A 20,718-nucleotide genomic window follows, 5' to 3' on the forward strand; every position below is an offset into this window, starting at 1 on the left:
TTACTGGGAATATATGAAAAAGCCATGCTACAATAATACCGGTATCAAATTAAAGGAGGACTACAAATGGACTTAACTGTTTATCTTGCTGGACAAATTCACGATAACTGGAGAAATGAATTAAAAGAAAAAGCAATCAAACTGGAATTACCTATTCACTTCGTAGGACCCATGGAAAATCATGAGCGTTCTGACGCCATTGGTGAAGAAATTAAAGGCAATCAGCCTAATGCTATTATGAAGGATGAAGCAGCTTCAGAGATCAATAATCTCAGAACTCAGGTTCTTCTTGAAAAATCAGATGTTGTCCTCGCATTATTTGGTGAAAGTTACAAACAATGGAACAGTGCAATGGATGCTGCTACAGCTATCACCCTTGGCAAACCACTTATTCTAGTTCGCCCTGAATCATTGCACCATCCTTTAAAGGAGCTATCGAACAAAGCTCAAGTTACAGTAGAAAATACTGATCAGGCACTAAAAGCCCTGTCCTATATTTTAGAAACAAATTAACGAATCATCAGCTGATATTGACCGACCAGTAAAGAAACTAGTTGTTCATACATGTCAGTTCTTGTAACGGCGCCATTGGTAAAAACACCAATGGCGCCTTCTTTTTTGCTAACATCGACTTGTCTCGCATAATCTGAAATGACAGGACCTAATTCCTCCCCTTGTTCTAACTTCTTCTTAATTTCTTCAGGAAGTGGAAATCTTGCACCACCGGCTACTACTTCATTCCCATTCCCATCTACAAGTGCTCCCCAATTACAAACATATAAGTGGTCCCCTACCATCTGTACTCCGCCTTCAAGACCTATACCAATTATCGCATGCCCTTTTTCCATTGAAGCTATTGCTCTTTGTTTAGCACCAAGAAGTGTTTCTTCATCACCCCAAGGCTGCTCAGCGACACCTGACTCAACGCTCACCCCCACTACTTCACCTTTAAATTGAGCTTTGACTGCATTAACTTTCACAGGATTTGTCGACCCGATTGCAACTTTATCCATACATCTTCCCTCCACCATTTTTTAAAAGATCTCATAAGAAAAGGAGCCGTTTTGGCCCCTCCTCACTTACACGTTGCTTTTAATGCTATCTACTGTAGCTTGATCTGTTGACTTCACTAATTTAATCAATAGTTCTTTTGCCGCTGCGTAATCATCTACGTGGATCATTGATGAAGACGTATGAATGTATCTTGAACAGATTCCTACTACTGCAGATGGTACTCCGTTATTAGATAAATGCACTCGTCCAGCATCAGTTCCACCTTGAGAGATGAAATACTGATAAGGAATTTCGTTGCTCTCCGCTGTATCAAGCACAAAATCCCTTAGCCCCTGATGAGTAACCATTGATCGATCATAAATACGCAGGAGAGCCCCTTTACCAAGCTGGCCAAATTCATTTTTATCTCCAGTCATATCGTTGGCAGGACTAGCATCAAGAGCATAGAAAAGATCAGGATCAATCATGTTTGCCGCTGTTTGTGCCCCACGTAAACCTACTTCCTCCTGAACTGTAGCACCAGAATAAAGCTCATTTGGATGCTCTTCATTCTGAAGCTCCTTCAACAGCTCAATGGCAAGACCTACACCATAGCGGTTATCCCACGCTTTTGCCATGATTTTCTTTTCGTTTGCCATAGGCGTAAATGGACATACCGGTACGATCTGTTGTCCAGGCATGACACCAATTTTTTCTGCGTCTTCTTTGTTATCCGCACCAATATCAATGAGCATATTTTTAATAGCCATTGGCTTGTTTCGTGTAGCATCATCAAGCAAATGTGGAGGGATCGAACCAATAACTCCAGGAATGGGACCATTTTTGGTCATAACCTGAACACGCTGAGCAAGAAGCACCTGGCTCCACCAGCCACCAAGTGTTTGAAAACGAAGCATCCCATTTTCAGTAATTGATGTAACCATAAACCCAACTTCATCCATGTGGCCAGCTACCATAATGCGTGGGCCATTGTTTCGTTTAACTCCAAAAACGCTTCCAAGATTATCTTGAATAATTTCATCCGTGTACTTGCCAATCTCACTTTTCACGAATTTTCTAACATCATGTTCAAAACCAGGAGCACCTTGTAATTCGGTTAATGTTTTAAATAACGAGAGAGTTTCTTTTTCCATATGTATCCCCTTCCATCGTTCCTCTATTCCTTTCCTATTGTATCGAATCTAGATAATTGTTGCTAGTGTCACGGATTTTCTATAGAAATATTTGGTCAGAGAGCTAACTTCAGATATACTAAAGATGGAAAATAAATCGTCCATTAAAGGAAGGGAGAATCATAGTAATGAGAACAAGAGATCTATTAATTGGAGCGCTTATTGGAGCTGGGGCAGCAGCTATTACTACTTCAACGATTGCTTCTAAAAAAACGTATATATCACCTGAAAAGGCACTAAAAGCTGTGAAGGGAGCTGTCAAACCTACTTATACTGTCAAAGGTTCATGGATTCACATGAAAACGGATTCAGTAGAAAAGTTCCACCTCCCGTTCACAGTATATGCTGGTGGACTAACCTGTGAAAAAGAAGGACAGCTCCAACAGCTTGAATTTATGGTTGATGCTGAAACAGGCACACTAGTAGAACTACAAGCTCAATAAGAGGACTAACTCTTTAGGCTTCTTGGGACTCCCCTTTGGAGTCTTGAATCATTAAAACCCCCTTGCGGAAGAATCGCAAGGGGGTTACATACATTAATTAATTAGAAAGTAGTATTCGTATCGTATACGTTATTTTGTAATTTAAAACGAAGAGTTGAATACTTATTTTTTGACCATAGATAAGCAAGAAGTGCTGGACCAACAAGCATTATCGCACTTAGAATTAGAATAACACTCATATGAAGATGCTCACCCGTTACGTCTGCATGACTGTCTTTGTATTCTTTTGCTTTTTCAATGTCTAATACTTTTGAGTCTGGAATAATAGCATTAGCTTCAGTGTCATAGAAAAGGACCTGTGTATGATCTTCAAAGAAGATATTGTCACGAACTGTCGTGAATTCTACAAGCATCATAGAAACCTTACTAAAGTCCTTATCTGCCGAGCTATCAACTTCAATGTTTTCAGCATCTACAACTTTAAGAGAACCTTTATCATAGTCATAATGCTCTTCCCCAAGGTAACCCGCAACACCCTTCTCTACATCACCACTAACATCAGCTTCAGCTTGTGCTGCAGTATTCGCGAAAGGTAATGCGATCAAAAACGCAGCAATAAGTGCAAAAATCCCTTTTTTCATCATTTTTTCCTCCTCTATCAAACAAATTATCCAATTCTTATCATATCATATTCCATCTATTATTCTACTAACATTTTATAGAAAAAAACATCCAATACGAGGAAGTAGAGGATAGATTCTGGTTCTACCTTTATAGCCCCATATCCTTTTTCACGATTTCATAACGGCTATATAAGTTTCTTTTAATCTCATATGATTTGGTATAAAAATGGGATACGAACGAGCACAGCAAAAAAAAAGAACCGGTATGCACCGATTCTTATTGAATAACAGGTTTTTTATTAAACTCGTTGCTAATTTCTTTTGAGCGTGTTGCAGCATTATCAACAGCGGCTTCAAAAGCTTCTCCTCCACCATTTTCATACAATGCCTCAAGACCCGCTTGAGTTGTTCCATTTGGTGAAGTAACTTTCTTTCTAAGATCAGCTGGAGAGTCTTCTGACTGCTCTGCCATCATTCCAGCACCAAGTACAGTTTGAACAGCCATTTTCCTTGCTGTTTCCGTTTCAATACCGCCTTCAATTGCTGCTTTTTCTAAACTTTCAATAACATAATAAATGTAAGCCGGTCCGCTTCCAGCAACACCTGTAAATACGTCCATTTGTTTTTCTTCGATCACGACTGTTTCGCCAATAGAACGAATAAGTGCGCGGGCAATTGATACCTGCTCATCATTTACATGTTTTCCTGCTGCTAGGGCAGAAATGGATTTACCAATCATACTTGAAGTGTTCGGCATAACGCGGATCACTGGTTGCTCTCCATCGAGCTGATCCTCAATATAAGATGATGGTACGCCAGCAAGAACTGATAAGAGAAGTTGATCATCTGAAATGAAATCTTCAATTCCTTCAAGTGCACGTTCAACATCTTTTGGCTTCATTGCTAGGATAACAACATTAGCCTCACGAACTGCGAATTCTATACTTTGAGTCGCCAATACGCCGTGGTTCTCCATAAGTTCCTGACGACGTTGTTCATTACTTCTGTTTGTCATAATAATACGTTCAGGTTCAATAGTACCTGACTCAATCATTCCTGCAGCCATTGCTTCTGCCATTGAACCCGCTCCGATAAACGTTACGGTTTTATTTTCTAGCATGATTGCCTCCTTTGGATTTCCGAAAAATCATCTACGGTCATTTATACTAACACTGCATCCACCACGCTTCAACCTTTATGAAGCAAGAAATAAGCATACGTGCAAGATACATAGTGAAAACGCTATCATTCGAATCTCAACGTAAACTACGTGATTGAGATCGACTTATATCGCTTCTCACGCCATCTCACAAGCTCTCATCAAGACTGTGTCATTAACATATTGTGGTAAAAAAGGTTCGCTTCAGTTTTTTTAAACGATGGATTCTATTCATTACTTATATGAATTTCGATTTGCTTATCCATAAATATAGCAAAAAAGAGGTCCCCTTTTGGGACCTCTCATTATTATGCTTGTACTTGTGGTCTAGATTTCTTCAATATTCCTACCATCAATGCCGTAATAACTGTACCAATGACAATGGCAAGGATATAGAGAAGAATATGAGTTAATGAGATGTTGTTTACAGACCAGATCACAAACGCTCCGCCATGCGGTGCTGGTAAAGCTATATTAAACAACATTGTTAATGCACCTGCAACAGATGAACCAACAATAATGGAAGGAATCACTCGGCCTGGATCTGCTGCTGCAAATGGAATTGCGCCTTCTGTGATGAATGAAGCCCCCATTACATACGCTACTTTTCCTGCTTCACGCTCAGTTTTGTTAAATCGATTTTTAAATAGTGTTGTTGCAAGAGCGAGTCCAAGTGGTGGTGTCATACCGCCTGCCATAATCGCTGCATGATACGTCAGATTACCTGCATCAATCATCGCAATACCAAACGTAAAGGCCGCTTTATTAATTGGACCACCCATATCTACCGCCATCATTCCTCCTAGAATTAAGCCAAGAAGGAGTTTATTCGTAGTGCCCATACCACTCAACCAGTTCTCAAGCCCTGTATTCAGAGCCCCAACTGGCTCGATTACAACGTACATCATAATAATCCCTGTAATAAAAATACCAAACAGTGGATAAAGCAAGACTGGCTTTAACCCTTCTAGAGACTGTGGTAGTCCAGAGAAAAGCTTTTTCAAAAGAAGAACAGCGTAACCAGCAAGGAAACCAGCAATGAGTCCACCTAGGAACCCTGCACCGTTCGTAGAAGCCATCAAGCCACCAACAAGACCAGGAGCAAGACCAGGACGATCGGCAATACTCATTGCAATAAATCCTGCAAGAACTGGAATCATAAGGGCAAAGGCATTTCCACCACCAATTGTGCTAAGCGCTGCTGCAAATGCATTGTAACTTGGGTCATCTGGATCTGCAGCATTGATACCAAAGATAAATGAAAGGGCTATCAAAATACCGCCACCAACTACGAGCGGAAGCATATTCGAAACACCGTTCATTAAGTGCTTGTAGAAAGCTGATTGCTTTCCTTTTCTTTCGTTTTTCTTCTCACTGATTTGATCTTCGTATGATCCTGAAGATTTATAGACTGGCGCATCGCCATTTGCTGCCTGCTTCAACAAGTCAGCTGGCTTCCGGATTGCTTCTGCCACTGGAACTTCAATTACTTTTTTTCCTTTGAAACGTTCCATTTCTACCTTCGTATCAGCAGCAACAATAATACCAGGTGCCTTTTCAATTTCTTCATCAGTTAGACGATTTTTCACGCCTCCAGATCCATTTGTTTCAACTTTGACACTATAACCCATTTCAGATGCTTTCGCTTTCAGCGCATCCGCAGCCATATACGTGTGAGCAATTCCTGTAGGGCATGCTGTAACAGCTAATATTTTCCCAGTAACTTCAGTTGTTTCTTCTACTTCTTCTTCATCAGCATTTTCTTCTTCTTTCTGATCAAATGCTTGCAAAACTTCTTCTTCCGTTCTTGCTTCAAGAAGCCCTTTACGGAATTCGTTATCCATTAAGAATGAAGATAGTCTTGATAGCGCTTCTAGATGCGTTTGGTTTGCACCTTCAGTCGCAGCAATCATAAAGAACAGGTGCGCCGGCTGACCGTCAAGAGACTGATAATCGATACCCGCATTAGAACGTCCAAACACAATCGCTGGCGCCTTTACTGCTGCTGTTTTGGCATGAGGAATGGCTATACCTTCTCCAATACCAGTCGTACTCTCTTTCTCACGCGCATGTATCGCTTTTTTGAACGCGTTAAGGTCCTGTAATTTGCCTGCTCTCTCTAGTTTTTCAGATAGCTCATTAATAACACGATCTTTTGAATCCGCTTCAAGATTCAGAATCATTGTCTCTTTTGTTAATAATTCTGTAATTCTCATATACCTCGACCTCCCATTTCTTCATAAGTCTGAATCTTAATTTGCTTTCGTAATTCTTGTACTTCTTCTGCTGTACAAAAGCCTGTTGAAAATGCGCTTGCACTGCCTGCTGCAATTCCAGATTGGAATGCTTCCTTCAAATTCTCAGTTTCAATATATTTACTTAGAAAACCAGCTACGACTGAATCCCCTGCTCCAACTGAATTCTGTACTTTACCGACCGGGACATTTCCGAAAAGAATCTCATTAGATGTAATCAGCACAGCCCCATCACCGGCCATTGAGACAATCACGTTCATTGCTCCCATTTGTTGCACTTTCTTCCCGTATTCAACTGCATCTTCCACTGAAGTTATTTTAACTCCAAACAAATCGCCAAGTTCATGATGATTCGGCTTCACTAGGAATGGCTTTGCTTTCACGGTTTCTTCCAATGCTTTTCCCTTGGTGTCGACAATAGCCTGCACTCCGTCTGGTAAGGACTTCAAGATATTAGAGTAGATATTTTGATCAATACTAGTCGGCACGCTACCTGCCATTACGACGATATCACCCGCGACGGTTTGTGAAAGTTGTTGAAGTAATTTCTCAACATTTCCTTCAGAAATCATTGGGGATAGTCCATTAATTTCAGTTTCCTCACCATTTTTCAACTTAATGTTAATTCGCGTATCACCTTCAACATGGATGAAATGAGGATGTAGGCTTTCATCTTTTAGTGATTGTTCAATAAATTGACCTGTAAAACCGCCTACAAATCCTAACGCTGTAGAATCGTGTCCAAGTCGTTTTAATACTTTGGTAACATTAACGCCTTTACCACCGGCAATCTTTGTTTCTTCATCTACTGTATTAACAAGCCCCGTTTTAAGGTCATCAAGTCGAACAATATAGTCAACTGAAGGATTTAATGTAATTGTATAAATCATATTTTCACCACTTCTACTGTTGTTTGTTTACTAATATTATCTAAGAGCATTTCAGAATTTTCGTTCGTAATGATGGCACATGCTTCAAGATCAGCCACCTTACTGAATGCCGCTTCTCCGAATTTCGAGTAATCTGCAATAATGTATGGTTCGCGCGATAGTTTAATCGCTGCTCTTTTGATAATGGCTTCATCAGGGTCAGCTGTTGTATATCCTAACGTTTCATGAATACCGTTTATACCTATAAAACATTTATCAAACCGATATGTTTCAATACTTTCAAGCGCCTTTACTCCTGTCATAGCTCCTGTTCTTGATTTGAACTTCCCACCAATCACATAGGTGGTTATTCTATCTCCTTGAAGACTCTCAATTACAGGATATCCGTTAGTCACAACCATCACCTGTTTGTCAGATAAAAACTCAGCAATTTTCTGAGTCGTTGTCCCTGCATCAAGAAAAATACAGTCACCATCTTTAACTAATCCAGCGGCGTAAGAAGCGATTTTTTCCTTTTCGGTCAAATTCTGTGTTGATTTCTCACCAAGGGACGGTTCTGTCCACTTCGAGTGAAAAAGAGATGCTCCGCCATGTACTCGCTTTAGCTTATTCTCTTCTTCGAGTTGGACAAGGTCACGACGAATAGTTGAAACTGAAGCTCCAGTTGCATCGCTCAAATCATGCACCGTAACCGTTTCTTTTTCTTTAAGAACTTGTAAAATGATGAAATGACGTTCAGCATTTAACAATTCATCACCTACTTTCTAATCTCATTATAATGAAAGCACTTTCAATAGTCAATCATTTTCGTTCAAATTTATTCAAAAACAATCAAAAACAATCACAAATGATCATACGAGACTTTCTATCAACCACAATTGCTTATCATTACACTTTGAACAAAGCTTTATTTGAACAAAAAAAGAAGACTGCCATTTAGCAGTCCCCTTACTATCACACATTTCGTTTTACTTCATCCGTCACGTTGTACTCCTTATCCCACTTTAAAGCACGATAAATCGCATCATGGTAAAAAATAAACCACGAATTTTGATCAACAGCATCTTTTATCCATTTCTCTTTCTCATAAATCGATGTCATCGGATAATCATCGTATGCAAGAACCCATAAAGGATTGTGATGGGCATGAGTTGGCATAAGATCTGCCATATGAATCAGGCGCTCTTCGCCCTCATTCATAAAAATGATCGCATGTCCATCACTATGTCCTCCTGTATGGTACATATTCAAGCCTGGAATGACTTCATAAGATTCCTTAAATGTTTGAACTTGGTTTTGAATCGCTTCCCAGTTTTCTTTCCAATATGTATTTTTCGAACGAATATTTGGCTCCTTCATTTCGTTCCACTCTACCTCTGAAGCATAAATAACAGCATTCGGAAACGCTGGTTTATATCCATCTCCATCTGGCTCTGTTAATCCACTCGCGTGATCAAAATGAAGATGTGTCATTAAGACAATATCAATTTCCTCAGCAGATAGTCCAAGTTTTTCAAGGGATCCATGAATATCTGACTCTTCTTCAACTCCATAATTTCTTTTTTGTTTTTCACTTAATTTGTCTTTTCCAATCCCTGATTCAATTAAGATGTTCTTGCCCTGCCATTGTAAAAGGAGAGGATCTGTTCTAAGCTCAATTTGGTTTTTTTCATTTACTGGGTACCGCTTACTCCACAATGGTTTTGGTACAACTCCAAACATTGCGCCCCCATCCATATGAGTCACGCCACCTCTAAGCCATGTAATCGATAAACTCCCAACTTGTAACTGCTCCATCGAAATCCCACCTTTATAAGATTATTTTCATTTTCTCACTAAAAGAAACCGCTTTCAATAATATTCAAAAAAAGAGCCGCATTTAAACGACTCAACTTCTAAACTGTGCTTCACATCGATAGATCCGACTACCTTTTGATGAGAACTTTTCTTCATATTCCGTCATCACGTTATCTTCCATATTACTCTGATGCAAGTTAAGGCTAACGTGATTAAGTATCATCCCATATAAGGAGAAGCTATGAAGGGAATATTCAAAAAGCCCTTGATTATCTGTCTTAAAATGAACTTCTCCATTTGGTTTCATAACATCCCGATAAAGATCAAGGAATGTCTTATTGGTAAGTCTTCTTTTCTCATGACGATTTTTTGGCCAAGGATCAGAGAAATTCAAATATACTCGACTGACTTCATTTTCTTCAAAAATGGTGCTTAAATCTTGTGCGTTCTCATTCAACAAACGAACATTTGGAACATCTTCTTCAATTAATTTCTCTAATGCTGACACCATTACGCTTGATGAAAGCTCTAAACCAACATAATTCACATCGGGATTCTGTTTGGCCATACCGATTATAAATTGACCTTTACCAGTTCCAACCTCTAAATGTATCGGATTACTATTATCGAAAACATCTTTCCAATTTCCTTTACGATCAGTAGGGTTCGTCGGAACGAATTGAGGATTCTTTGTAAACATATCTTCTGCCCATGGCTTATTGCGTTGACGCATACTTTCACTTCCTTATTATCTAATCACCGTTTTTACACAACCGACATTTTACCATGAATTCTTAAGAATAGAAAGGCGAGGAAAAGGGTATGTAAAAGTAACAAGATTGTTGAAAAGCAAACCAGAATCATTTAATAATATCGGTTATGCTAGAGACAGAGAGGAGGGTGAATAAATGGAGCACTTTCTCATGATGTGGGCACCCTGGATTGTCATCGTCGTTTCCGTGGTTGCACTTTTTGGCTGGGGAGCAAAAGGGGACACTAAATAACATATCCAAAAGCAGATAAAAGAAACTTTTCATTTCAGAACACGGAGTAATTCGTGTTTTTTCATTATTCAACCGGCATAATTCCTGCACACATGTACACGCTATCTAATAGTACAAATAAGGAGGAACAATTATGCCACTATCACATCGCGACCAGCTTTTTATACTCGCTGATATTCTCAAAAATCATCAAACCGATTGCTCTGGAACAACTTCAGAATGTGAGCAAATTCAGCGCCTTGCCAATTCCCTGCAACAAAATAATGGCATTGCACCAGAAATCAAACAAATCCTCAATCAAATTGAGCAATATAGTGTAACAGGTGCGACAGAAACAAATTTATTAAACCACATAGAAACCCACCAGCCTCATATTAGCCAGTGGGTCGATACTATTGATCGGTATCAATAAGTCGATAATGATTCAAATTTTCTAAATCCCTTTTCCAGAATTCAACTTCCCCGTCTAAGCCTTTAAGATCATACCAGTAAATGGACAGTAAGGTCTGCGCTACCACATACCAATACATGCGGTGGCGAAGGCTTTCTGTATTCTCTAGCCCATAATGACCGAGCCATTCTCCCCATTCTTCTTTTGGAACATACCAGTATAGAAGCATCCCAATATCCAAAGCTGGATCTGCCACTACCGCTCCATCCCAATCGATCAAATAGAGATTCCCTTCTTCGCTAAACATCCAGTTGTTATGATTGACATCGCAATGACACACAACTTTTTCGACATGTTCAAGGTCATTCTTATTTGCAGCTAAATACGAAAGGGCTCTTATCACTTCCACGTCTCTCCGATGATGATTCTCAAACTTCTGCAATAGATCAAGATAAATCACATCGGGTGAGAGGGGCTTTTTCCCAAGCCGATTGAGCATCCTTCGAAGTTCTGAAGACCGATGTATTTTATAAAGCATTTGCGCCACTCGCGGCTGCTTCATTTCATAGGACTTCAGTTCTCTCCCCGGCAACCACTTTTGGGCTGTAATAACATCTCCATTCTCAAGTCGCTTGGTCCAGAGAAGTTTCGGTACAATTCCTTCCGCCGACAAAACAGCCAGAAAAGGCGAGGAGTTCCGTTTTAGGAATAATTTCTCGTCTCCATATTGAGCTAAGTATGCTTCGCCTGTCGCTCCGCCAGCAGGGGTCACCTGCCAGCCTTCGCCTAAAATGTTATCCAACAAATTCACCTTCGATTTCCGTTAGTTTGTAGATTCTGGAAGTTTTGCGTTTTTAGCGAGATCTTCTCCGGACTTAGCTAAAAACCGTCTACGAATAAAAAATTATAACACACGTTGAAGAAATCTTCATGTGTTAATCACTCGTTATTAGAACAATTGTGCTAAACGGTGCAATAGATATGACTTTTTCAGATGTTTTTCTTAGCGGTTCAACACTTGCATGTTCACCTTCAACAAGGACCCATTTGTCTCCATCTCCAATATCGATCACATCAGGATGATATCCTCCGTTATGAATCACAATAATCGATTCGCTAGTATGGTGCTGGTTGATTCGATATGCGAGAATAGGCCCTGGAGAATCGATAAAGTTAATTCGATTCATGTCATGACCTTCAGTCATTTTAAATGCTTCAAAATGTTTTCTAATCGAGATTAGTCCTCTAATATACTTGACATTTTCTTGGACAGCTCTCATTCTCTGCCAATCAAATCGGTTAATTTTATCTGGAGATTTATAGCTATCTTCTACCCCATTCTTTGTTCGGAAAAATTCCTGACCTGCATGAATAAATGGAATTCCCTGACAAAGTATTGTAATGGCAGTAGCCAATCTATGCATGCCTTGTTTCACTTCTTCGCTCACACTAGGATGACTGCGATTTAAGCGGTCCCATAGCGTATGGTTATCGTGACACTCCACATAATTAATGGATTGAGATGCTGTAATAAATTTTTCTCCAACACTCCCCATTATACACTTCTTTACATCTTCTTTAACTGAAAAATTTCCATTAGCGAAGCCTGTAGAGCCTGTATCAAACAATTTCCCTTTAACTGAATCTCTAAAGTGATCATTGAAATAACCGATTCTAGGCGTTTCCCGCGCATTTGAGCTCATCGCTTTCCGATGATCCGGTAGGATGGTGTTCATATGCCACCCTTCACCAAAAATCAATATCGATGGATCAATGCAATCTAACGCATAACGTACATCATTCATCGTTTCCTTATCGTGGATACCCATCAAATCGAAGCGAAATCCATCAACACCATATTCTTTTGCCCAGTAAACGACGGAATCTACAATTAACTTTCTCATCATTCTTCTTTCTGACGCCGTATCATTCCCAACGCCAGTTCCATTTGAAGGTTTTCCACCATGATCAAACCGGAAGTAGTAACCTGGCACAATTTTTTCCAAAGGGGATGCATGAAGTTGATAGACATGATTATAAACAACGTCCATAATCACTCTCAATCCCTTCTCATGAAGCTTCCCAATCATTTCTTTTACTTCTCTAATTCGCGTATAAGGTTCATGAGAATTTAATGAATAGCTTCCTTCTGGCACAAAATAATGGATAGGGTCGTAGCCCCAATTATATCCCGGAGGAGCTTTCATTTCATCCACACTACCAAAATCCTGAATTGGAAGAAGTTCAACATGCGTAACACCGAGCCACTTTATATAATTAATCCCAGAAGGAAGACCATCTTTAGGCGGTGGCTCTTCTGTAAATGCCTTATATTTCCCTCTATTTTTAAGACCACTTTTTGCTTGTGAGCTAAAATCTCTGACGTGAAGTTCATAAATAACTGCATCAGAAGGTTTTGCAAAAGTAGGTTTTTCCATAGGATTCCAGCCATCGGGGTTCGTATTTGAAGCGTTCATTACCATCCCAAACTTGCAGTTAGACGTAGCGGCTTTCGCATAAGGATCGATTGTTTCTCGCATTTCTCCATTCACATATACTGTGTAAGTGTACAGCGTTCCTTCTCCATCTTCAGGAGCTATCCCCTCGAATACACCTTGTTCTTGTTTTAGCATCGGTAATTCTTTTACCTTTTGGAATTCCTCATTATAAATATTGACGATTACTTCTGTAGCAGTCGGTGCCCATACTCGAAATATGGTTCCATTCTCAGTTAGAATTGCCCCTAGTTCACCATCATAATAATAGCGTTCATCAAATAAATCAGTTCTGACAACTTTCCCAGTAAAAACAAGACTTGTTTCACCACTCGAATGAACTAGAAAATAATTGTTTCCTGGACTATATTCATGATCAACATGCAACGAAACTAGCCTCTTTTTTCCCATTTTAGAGGTTTCTTTTACTTCAATTGAAAGATCTATATGTCCATCAGTAAGGGTGTAGGCATCTTGAACATCTAACGAGACATCAGCCATTACCGTAATCGTCTGAAAGTCATCCCAATAGGCTGTAAAAGCCTGGCTCACTTTTTTATATGCGGAATAATCTCGTATCATATGAATCCCATCCTTTGCTGAGATGCTTACAACCGTTTGTCACTACCTATCTTATTTTGAAAATCTTTTTTTGACATTTGTTCGATTTAGATTTTCATGAAAACCAACTTAATAATATCGGTCCAAGTATAGAGACACTTAGGGCACATAAACTTAACCCAATAGAACTAATAGCTGCTTCTCTCTCTCCATATTCAAGGGCTTTTGAAGTGCCAATGGCGTGTGATGCCCCACCAAATGCCATTCCCACTCCAAGAAAATTGGATATACCAAGTAGCTGAAATAACCATGGCCCTGTGACAGCACCGCCAATCCCAGCGATCATGACGAAAATAACCGCAAAAGCTGGCTCTCCACCAGTCATACTGGCTACTTCCATTGCAACAGGGGTTGTCACGTTTTTGGAAATAATTGTGGAGACAATCATTTCATTATACCCACTTATGACCGCAAGCCAATATCCTGACAAAATGCCTACTATACTTGCTATTAGTACCGTTACAAGTATTTCTAATTTGTATTTACTTAATAATTCCCTTTGTTGATATAGCGGAAAGGCAAGTGCCACAATGGCAGGTCCTAATAAAGCATCAATCCATTTCCCCCCGCTGAAATATGTGTCATATGACACATCCAAGGACGTTAAGATGATAACGAGAATAACAGTGCACGTTAGCACTGGTATCATAAATGGATAAGGAAATATCTGATAAAGACGCCGGAAAACAACATATAACAATAAAGTAATCATAAACCATAGAATCATTTGCATGATCATCATTTTTCTCTACTCCTTTCGATTAGCAAGAAACTGGCCAAGCAATCCTGTCGTTCCCATTACAACCCATGTGCTTATCAGAACGATTGGAACTAACCAGAGACTTTTTCCACTAAAGAAGTCGAGATGTTGCACAATACCGACAGTAACCGGTATAAAAAGCAACGGTAAATGATTCAATAATGTAGCTGCTCCTTGAGAAATCCAACTGACGGGAAGCCACTTTAAATAAAGTCCCAACAAGAGAAGGAGCATTCCAACAACGCTTCCTGGAATTGGAAGTGATAAGACCTTTTGGAGATAACCTCCTACAATGTAAAACCCGAACAGAAGGCCAATCTGCAAGGTGATCATAAGGAACTTATTAATTAGTGAATTCATAAGAGGCCACACATTTGTATCTCGGTTTATCATTAGGTTCAACTCGATATAGATGAATGCTTGAGACGTCCTGACTTTCACATGATAGTGACGGCCAATCAGGATGTATTTCTTTACTAGAGTCGCGCCATTTTTTTGCAAGCGTAACGTGAGGAGAATATTCCCCTTCACTAACAGGAAAACCTGCCAATTCACTCACCCGGAGTATTTCTTGATGAATTATATCCAATGGTTCTGTTCGATGGACGGAAGCGTAAAGTACTCTTGGGCGTCTATCATGACCGAAATGATCTAACCCTTCAAGCATAACCTCAAAGGGTTTACTATTCCTAACCACCCTCTCCAACCCTTGATGAAGTACAGATAACTGTTCTTCTTCTGCTCCACCTAAAAAAGCTAGTGTAATATGAAAATCTTCAGGATACACCACATGTTTAAACAATTCTAAAGGAGAGCTTTCTTGAATTTCTTGAAGCGTTCTTCTAAGTTGTGGTTGGATGGGGAGTGCTATAAAATAATGTGTATTCAACTTACTCACTCTTTCTATCCTAATTCTATTCTATCAAAAAAACTGAATAATCTTTTATCTTTTTGCTTTTAAGCTAGTTCTTATTACTTAAGATTTATCTTTTGCTATAATGGGGAACAGTAATAGGAATCATTATCTGTTGGGCTCCACCGATATTATTACTCTCTATACTCTTACCTATTAAATAAGGTAAATAACCTTAACTTGTCTGAAAAGGATGTGCTTATATGATCTATGAAAATATGGCTGATCTTATTGGTGATACACCATTACTTAAATTAAACCGTGTTCCAAACCCAGACGGAGCAAAAATTTACGCCAAACTAGAGTATTTCAACCCCAGTCGAAGCGTAAAAGACCGCGCAGCGTTCAATATGATTGAAAAAGCTGAGCAAGATGGGTTACTCAAAGAAGGTTCAACAATCATCGAGCCTACTTCTGGAAATACAGGTATTGGTCTTGCCATGAATGCAGCGGCTAAAGGATATCCAGCTATTATTGTTATGCCCGATAATGCTACACAAGAGCGAATCAAGCTTCTTAAAGCTTACGGATCAAAAGTCGTATTAACTCCATCTTCTGAGAAAATGCCTGGCGCAATTAAAAAGGCCAAAGAAATTGCCGAAACAATTAAAAATAGCTTTATCCCAATGCAATTCGAAAATGCAGCTAATCCGGATGCTCATAGGACATCAACGGCTCTTGAGATTATTGAAGGAATGAAGCAGATCGGCGTTACACCGGCAGCCTTTATCTCAACAGCTGGTACCGGCGGAACTGTAACAGGAACAGGAGAAGTACTGAAAGAACACTACCCTGACTTAACCGTTCATGTTGTGGAACCTGAAGGCTCACCAGTGTTGTCTGGTGGAAAGCCCGGAAAACACAAGCTTGTTGGAACAAGCCCAGGCTTTATTCCAGATATTCTTAATACGTCTGTCTATGATGAAGTTATTAAAATTTCAGATGAACAGGCATACGAAGTAACCAGGAAACTTGCTCGAGAAGAAGGGCTTCTTGTGGGACCCTCATCAGGTGCAGCCGTATATGCTGCTATGCAAGTTGCTGAACGTTTATCACCTGACCAAGTTGTTGTCACAATGACCTGCGATTCCGGTGAACGATACCTTTCAAGTGATTTATTCAGCTCTAAATAAAAGAAGTGATCTTTGATTTATCATTAATTAGTCAGCGCCATGCCAATGTTGGCATGGCGCTCATTCTATTATTTTGCAAGTTCATAAATAGCTTCAGCATAAATGGCTGTTGCTTTTAATAAATCTTCTATATCAACATACTCATCTTTTTGATGAGCGAGTTGTGGCTTCCCTTCAAATAAAGCACCGAACGCAACCCCCGCTTTTAGTGAACGAGCATAAGTCCCTCCACCAATCGATAAAAGTCTTGCTTGCTCACCAGTCTGCTTTTCATACACCTTTTGAAGCTTTTGAATCAATTCATGATCCTCAGGTACGTGATGGGGTGTCATATGATCAACTACATTCATTTGCACTTCCAGTGGTTCAGTTACTTTATTGAACGTTCTCTTAACATCATCGAACGAGCATGTAACAGGGTAGCGCAGATTAATGCCAATTCGCCCTTCATGATTAGCTTTATATGAAAATGTACCTGCGTTCATCGTTAGAGAACCTGTTACCTTATCTTCGTAAGCTACACCAAACCGCTCCCCATTAAAATCATTCAGGAGCCACTTAGTAATAAATCCAATATAGTTGGCGCCATTTTGATCGAGAGCTTGTTCATCTAGAAATTCAGCTAATTTGAAGGCTGCATTTAATCCTTCATGGGGAGCAGATCCGTGGACAGATACACCGTGCACTTCAAGTGATAGTTCCTGATCTAGTGTTACACGACCTTCTAAACCTTTCTTTTCTAAAAATAGCTCGAATGCTTTCTTTGCGTCAAGTAACTCAGCTTCATCCCCCTCACATTTAGCACTAGCAAAATCGGGAACCATGTTCAAACGCTGACCGGAAATAAATGATTGAAGAATCATTCCTTCTTTCTGAGTGTCATTAACAGGAAAAACCCATTCGAAATCAGCAATCCCCTTCTCCGCATGTATAATAGGGAAAACTGCATCAGGTGCAAAACCCATGTCTGGCATTTCTTCATATTTAAAATATGTGTCTACACAGCGCCATGAACTTTCTTCATCTGTCCCGATAATCATTCGCACTCGCTTTGAGACTGAAGGCAAAAGCTCTTTCACTATATTCATCGCCCAATAAGCAGCAATAGTTGGTCCTTTATCATCAATAGCTCCTCTAGCAAACAACTTTCCATCGCGTAGATCAGGATCAAATGCTGGAGTCGTCCAACCATTTCCCGCTGGAACAACGTCCACATGACACAGCACACCTACAATGTCTTCTCCTTCACCAAATTCTAAATGTCCTGCCACATGTTTAACATCCTTCGTTTGATAGCCATCTCGCTCACCTAAAGCAAGCATGTAATCAAGAGCTTCTTTTACGCCGGGACCAAACGGTGCTCCTTCATTTCCTAGCTCTTCTTCTAGCACACTTTCGATTTTCAAAAGTCCTTTTAAATCAGCTAACAAATCTTCTTTTCGATTGATCACTTCTTTTTTCCAATTTATACTCTCCATATTATTTACACCTGCCTACTTATTTTTTCATATACGCTTTTATCACAAATCACAAATAATTTTGCGTCACGTGAAATTGGTTCATCAAGACGGCGATTTATATCCATGCGGTTACCATCTGCAACCAATGTGGCACCCTGCTGTAATAAGTCCTGAAAGGCTTCCCTATATGTATTCCAATCTGGATGAACAGCTATTTCATATAAATTATCACCATGTCCTCGACTTAATAGCTGAGAATAGACGCCTGATATTCCTTTCGTAAATGCTGATCTAACCGCCATGCGAGATACAGCTTCATGCGAAAGTACAAATTCATCTACCTGGACATGAGTGAAATTCTTTATGTGCTCTTCTTTCATCACTTCAACCGTTGTGTGAATATCAGTTGACATGCGTTCGATCGAACTAGCAATAATCAACGATTTCCCATCAGCAAGAAGAGAATCGTGGATAGCATCATCCGAAAACACCAGAACCGCCTTCGCTTTCATTATATCCGCTTTTTTGAGAGTGGCTTCTTCAGCCGCATCCCCCTGTATATAATGAATGTTATCTTCTGTTAGCGGGGTTTTTGGTAGTTTATCAATGATGACAATCTCACATTTATCAGAATCCCTAATCTCTGATACGGCATATGCCGCCTTTTGTGACCACCCTATTATAACAATATGATTATCTCCCTGATACGGCATTTTCCCTTCCTCCTTTCGCTTTTTAATTTCTGCAAATCCGTCCACAAACTTACCGATAACCACACCAATTAATCCAATTCCTGCGATATAGAGAAACATTGCATAGATTCTTCCTCCAACTGTGACAGGGAAGTAGTCTCCATATCCTACTGTCGTAACGGTCGTCATAACCCACCAAAATGAATCAAAGAGTGAAGGAAATGTCTCAGGTTCGAGTAAACGCATAACAAAAGCACTTATGATCACTAATGCTATAGCGACAATGATCATAAACCGGTTGTTTAATTTAATCGCATTTTTAATAAATATTCGAAATAACACCAGCACACGCCTCCTCTCAATATTAGTCCTTTAAGAATAGCAAAGGTAAGTTCGATAAGGAAGTTTGACTCAAAAGAAATGAAATTTTTTGCCGAAATAACAGAATTATTGTAAAATAAACTTTAAAGAGGGGGTGTAAGTTCGCCCAAAAGAGGGAAATGGGAGTAGGAGTGGAATTAAATAATAATACCAATCAATCGCTTATCTTATGAAAGTGGTCATACCTATTCGTCAATACACCAAGTTGGGGAACCCAACACATCCAGAAATCACTTCCAGTCATAATCGGAGCACTCAACCAAACTTTCATGAAAAAATCGAAGGAACAATTAGAAAATTAAGTATATCTTTACGTTTCCTTCATATGGTTTTAATAGTCACTATTTATGCTAAGGATAAGGCATTGATTACATGTTAGGGAGTGGTTCTTTGAGTATTACTTCAACTGATCGTATGATGACCCGTATCAAGTCTATCTATTTATTTATTAGCAAGCATGGTACTGTCAGCACTAATGAGTTAGTTGAAGAGTTTGGGATTACCCAGCGCACTGTTCAAAGAGATTTAAACGTGCTGGCCTACAATGAACTAGTCAAAAGCCCAAACCGAGGATTCTGGACAACCACAAGCAAGAGAGTAAAAGTTGGATAACAAAATAAATTCACTCGTAAAACCTGGCTTTTCGTCAATGTCATTCTGACGAAGGCCTTTATTTTTGGTCTCTTTCACTTTTAATTTTGGATATGTTAGCTTCTATTGTTGATTTTCGATTTTTGAATCATTGAAGTGAGTATTCGCTTTAAATGCCTAAATGAGCTAAAATTCAACAACGCTTATTAACACAGCCCTCTAATTAAGGAGACCACGATAAAAGCCCTGCTACTAGAGCAGGGCTTTCATCATTTATTTTTTCAATAATGAGTGATGATAATTCGCTGGAACCATGATTTTATCATGACGATAACTTACAGATTGATCCGCACTTAGAAAAGGGTGATCACTTGAAAGAAAATCAGATAAGAAACCCTCTGAAAGATAAAATCCTTCAATCTGTCCATCCTTATGAATCACGATATCTTTCACCTTCCCTAACTCTTCACCATCCTCCGTTAGAACCTGACATTTATCCAACGATTTATATGAACATTGATCAATTAAAACGGAGGATTGCACTTCTTCTTGTTGATTATGAAGAAGGTAATCATCACCTTCCCAATTGATCTGATTATATGAAATAATCATCGTTTCATCGGCTTCCTTTTCTTTTCGGTCATCGTCTGTAACAGGATAGTTATCAGGAGTAAACTGCCCCCCAGAGGCTTGAATAGAATGAAGCATTTCATCTGAATGATGATCTGGTATTGCATTCTGCTTATTCGTTGCTTCTTTTTTCTGAACCTCAACAAACGTTGCTTTAGAAAGTGATCGATCGAAATAAACCTGCTTTACAACAAATTCAGCTGTTGAATCATTCTTAAGCTTTTGATTCAGCACTTCTTTTCCAACCTTAATCATGAACATCCTCTCCTTCGCGACTGACTAGTAAGGGTATTC

The 20,718-nt window shown here is 39.4% G+C and carries 23 protein-coding genes; 6 read left to right on the top strand and 17 right to left on the bottom strand.

Annotated elements, in window-relative coordinates; genetic code table 11:
- The first annotated feature begins 66 nt into the window (after positions 1–66).
- Complete coding sequence (locus AC0VYO_RS16335) at positions 67–513, top strand: YtoQ family protein (RefSeq protein WP_194219239.1); 447 nt, start codon at positions 67–69, stop codon at positions 511–513.
- Here the strand turns inward: AC0VYO_RS16335 and AC0VYO_RS16340 are convergent.
- A complete protein-coding gene (locus AC0VYO_RS16340) occupies positions 510–1,013 on the bottom strand; it encodes a DUF84 family protein (protein ID WP_430245905.1) in 504 nt (167 codons plus the stop codon). The two genes, AC0VYO_RS16335 and AC0VYO_RS16340, sit on opposite strands and share 4 nt — an antisense overlap.
- 66 nt (positions 1,014–1,079) lie before the next feature.
- A complete protein-coding gene (locus AC0VYO_RS16345) occupies positions 1,080–2,147 on the bottom strand; it encodes a M42 family metallopeptidase (protein WP_430245907.1) in 1,068 nt (355 codons plus the stop codon).
- A gap of 167 nt (positions 2,148–2,314) precedes the next feature.
- On the opposite strand from AC0VYO_RS16345, the gene AC0VYO_RS16350 reads away from it, so the two are divergent.
- On the top strand, positions 2,315–2,629 hold the full coding sequence (locus AC0VYO_RS16350; protein ID WP_430245910.1) for a hypothetical protein: 315 nt from the start codon (positions 2,315–2,317) through the stop codon (positions 2,627–2,629).
- A gap of 101 nt (positions 2,630–2,730) precedes the next feature.
- On the opposite strand, the gene AC0VYO_RS16355 is transcribed toward AC0VYO_RS16350, so the two are convergent.
- The 7 genes from AC0VYO_RS16355 to trmB all read right to left on the bottom strand — a co-directional run bounded on the left by AC0VYO_RS16355 (position 2,731) and on the right by trmB (position 10,086).
- A complete protein-coding gene (locus tag AC0VYO_RS16355) occupies positions 2,731–3,270 on the bottom strand; it encodes a hypothetical protein (protein ID WP_430245912.1) in 540 nt (179 codons plus the stop codon).
- A 259-nt stretch (positions 3,271–3,529) separates the two neighbouring features.
- A complete protein-coding gene (gene proC, locus AC0VYO_RS16360; RefSeq protein WP_430245915.1) occupies positions 3,530–4,372 on the bottom strand; it encodes a pyrroline-5-carboxylate reductase in 843 nt (280 codons plus the stop codon).
- 347 nt (positions 4,373–4,719) lie between these two features.
- A complete protein-coding gene (locus AC0VYO_RS16365; RefSeq protein WP_194219233.1) occupies positions 4,720–6,627 on the bottom strand; it encodes a PTS fructose transporter subunit IIABC in 1,908 nt (635 codons plus the stop codon).
- Complete coding sequence (gene pfkB / locus AC0VYO_RS16370) at positions 6,624–7,556, bottom strand: 1-phosphofructokinase (protein WP_475365627.1); 933 nt, start codon at positions 7,554–7,556, stop codon at positions 6,624–6,626. The genes AC0VYO_RS16365 and pfkB overlap by 4 nt, the downstream gene beginning before the upstream one ends.
- Positions 7,553–8,305 carry a DeoR/GlpR family DNA-binding transcription regulator gene (locus tag AC0VYO_RS16375; RefSeq protein WP_194219231.1) on the bottom strand — a complete coding sequence of 251 codons (753 nt, stop codon included), beginning with the start codon at positions 8,303–8,305 and terminating at the stop codon, positions 7,553–7,555. Before AC0VYO_RS16375 ends, pfkB begins: the two co-directional genes overlap by 4 nt.
- Before the next feature lie 205 nt (positions 8,306–8,510).
- Positions 8,511–9,353, bottom strand: coding sequence for a YtnP family quorum-quenching lactonase (locus AC0VYO_RS16380; RefSeq protein WP_475365628.1), 843 nt, complete (start codon positions 9,351–9,353; stop codon positions 8,511–8,513).
- A gap of 91 nt (positions 9,354–9,444) precedes the next feature.
- Positions 9,445–10,086 (bottom strand): tRNA (guanosine(46)-N7)-methyltransferase TrmB, encoded by a 642-nt coding sequence (gene trmB, locus AC0VYO_RS16385; RefSeq protein ID WP_475367813.1) that lies wholly within the window; start codon positions 10,084–10,086, stop codon positions 9,445–9,447.
- Positions 10,087–10,261: 175 nt separating this feature from the next.
- On the opposite strand from trmB, the gene cydS reads away from it, so the two are divergent.
- A complete protein-coding gene (cydS, locus tag AC0VYO_RS16390) occupies positions 10,262–10,357 on the top strand; it encodes a cytochrome bd oxidase small subunit CydS family protein (protein WP_371018339.1) in 96 nt (31 codons plus the stop codon).
- Positions 10,358–10,490: 133 nt separating this feature from the next.
- Positions 10,491–10,769 (top strand): YtzH-like family protein, encoded by a 279-nt coding sequence (locus AC0VYO_RS16395; protein ID WP_226614789.1) that lies wholly within the window; start codon positions 10,491–10,493, stop codon positions 10,767–10,769.
- On the opposite strand, the gene AC0VYO_RS16400 is transcribed toward AC0VYO_RS16395, so the two are convergent.
- The 5 genes from AC0VYO_RS16400 to thpR all read right to left on the bottom strand — a co-directional run bounded on the left by AC0VYO_RS16400 (position 10,750) and on the right by thpR (position 15,522).
- Positions 10,750–11,559 carry a phosphotransferase family protein gene (locus tag AC0VYO_RS16400; protein WP_194219227.1) on the bottom strand — a complete coding sequence of 270 codons (810 nt, stop codon included), beginning with the start codon at positions 11,557–11,559 and terminating at the stop codon, positions 10,750–10,752. The two genes, AC0VYO_RS16395 and AC0VYO_RS16400, sit on opposite strands and share 20 nt — an antisense overlap.
- Positions 11,560–11,683: 124 nt before the next feature.
- Complete coding sequence (pulA, locus tag AC0VYO_RS16405; RefSeq protein WP_475367814.1) at positions 11,684–13,825, bottom strand: type I pullulanase; 2,142 nt, start codon at positions 13,823–13,825, stop codon at positions 11,684–11,686.
- 94 nt (positions 13,826–13,919) lie between these two features.
- A complete protein-coding gene (locus AC0VYO_RS16410) occupies positions 13,920–14,606 on the bottom strand; it encodes an LrgB family protein (RefSeq protein ID WP_430245931.1) in 687 nt (228 codons plus the stop codon).
- A gap of 6 nt (positions 14,607–14,612) precedes the next feature.
- Positions 14,613–14,984 (bottom strand): CidA/LrgA family protein, encoded by a 372-nt coding sequence (locus tag AC0VYO_RS16415; RefSeq protein WP_475365632.1) that lies wholly within the window; start codon positions 14,982–14,984, stop codon positions 14,613–14,615.
- Positions 14,968–15,522, bottom strand: coding sequence for an RNA 2',3'-cyclic phosphodiesterase (gene thpR, locus AC0VYO_RS16420; protein WP_475365633.1), 555 nt, complete (start codon positions 15,520–15,522; stop codon positions 14,968–14,970). The genes AC0VYO_RS16415 and thpR overlap by 17 nt, the downstream gene beginning before the upstream one ends.
- A gap of 218 nt (positions 15,523–15,740) precedes the next feature.
- Here thpR and cysK point away from each other — a divergent pair, with 218 nt between their 5' ends.
- Entirely contained in the window at positions 15,741–16,670 is a 930-nt protein-coding gene (cysK, locus tag AC0VYO_RS16425) for a cysteine synthase A (protein ID WP_475365634.1), read from the top strand.
- 68 nt (positions 16,671–16,738) lie between these two features.
- Here cysK and pepV read toward each other — a convergent pair whose 3' ends face one another.
- Both pepV and AC0VYO_RS16435 read right to left on the bottom strand, forming a co-directional pair.
- Positions 16,739–18,148, bottom strand: a complete 1,410-nt coding sequence (gene pepV, locus AC0VYO_RS16430) for a dipeptidase PepV (protein WP_475367815.1) — start codon at positions 18,146–18,148, stop codon at positions 16,739–16,741.
- A gap of 5 nt (positions 18,149–18,153) precedes the next feature.
- Complete coding sequence (locus AC0VYO_RS16435; protein ID WP_475365636.1) at positions 18,154–19,164, bottom strand: potassium channel family protein; 1,011 nt, start codon at positions 19,162–19,164, stop codon at positions 18,154–18,156.
- Positions 19,165–19,575: 411 nt separating this feature from the next.
- On the opposite strand from AC0VYO_RS16435, the gene AC0VYO_RS16440 reads away from it, so the two are divergent.
- Complete coding sequence (locus AC0VYO_RS16440) at positions 19,576–19,815, top strand: DeoR family transcriptional regulator (RefSeq protein ID WP_159783850.1); 240 nt, start codon at positions 19,576–19,578, stop codon at positions 19,813–19,815.
- Between the two features lie 252 nt (positions 19,816–20,067).
- Here AC0VYO_RS16440 and AC0VYO_RS16445 read toward each other — a convergent pair whose 3' ends face one another.
- On the bottom strand, positions 20,068–20,679 hold the full coding sequence (locus AC0VYO_RS16445; RefSeq protein WP_283153849.1) for a PRC-barrel domain-containing protein: 612 nt from the start codon (positions 20,677–20,679) through the stop codon (positions 20,068–20,070).
- Between the last annotated feature and the right edge of the window lie 39 nt (positions 20,680–20,718).

The organism is Anaerobacillus sp. 63XJN7_4_ISO-PGPR-S23-413, assembly GCF_056173725.1.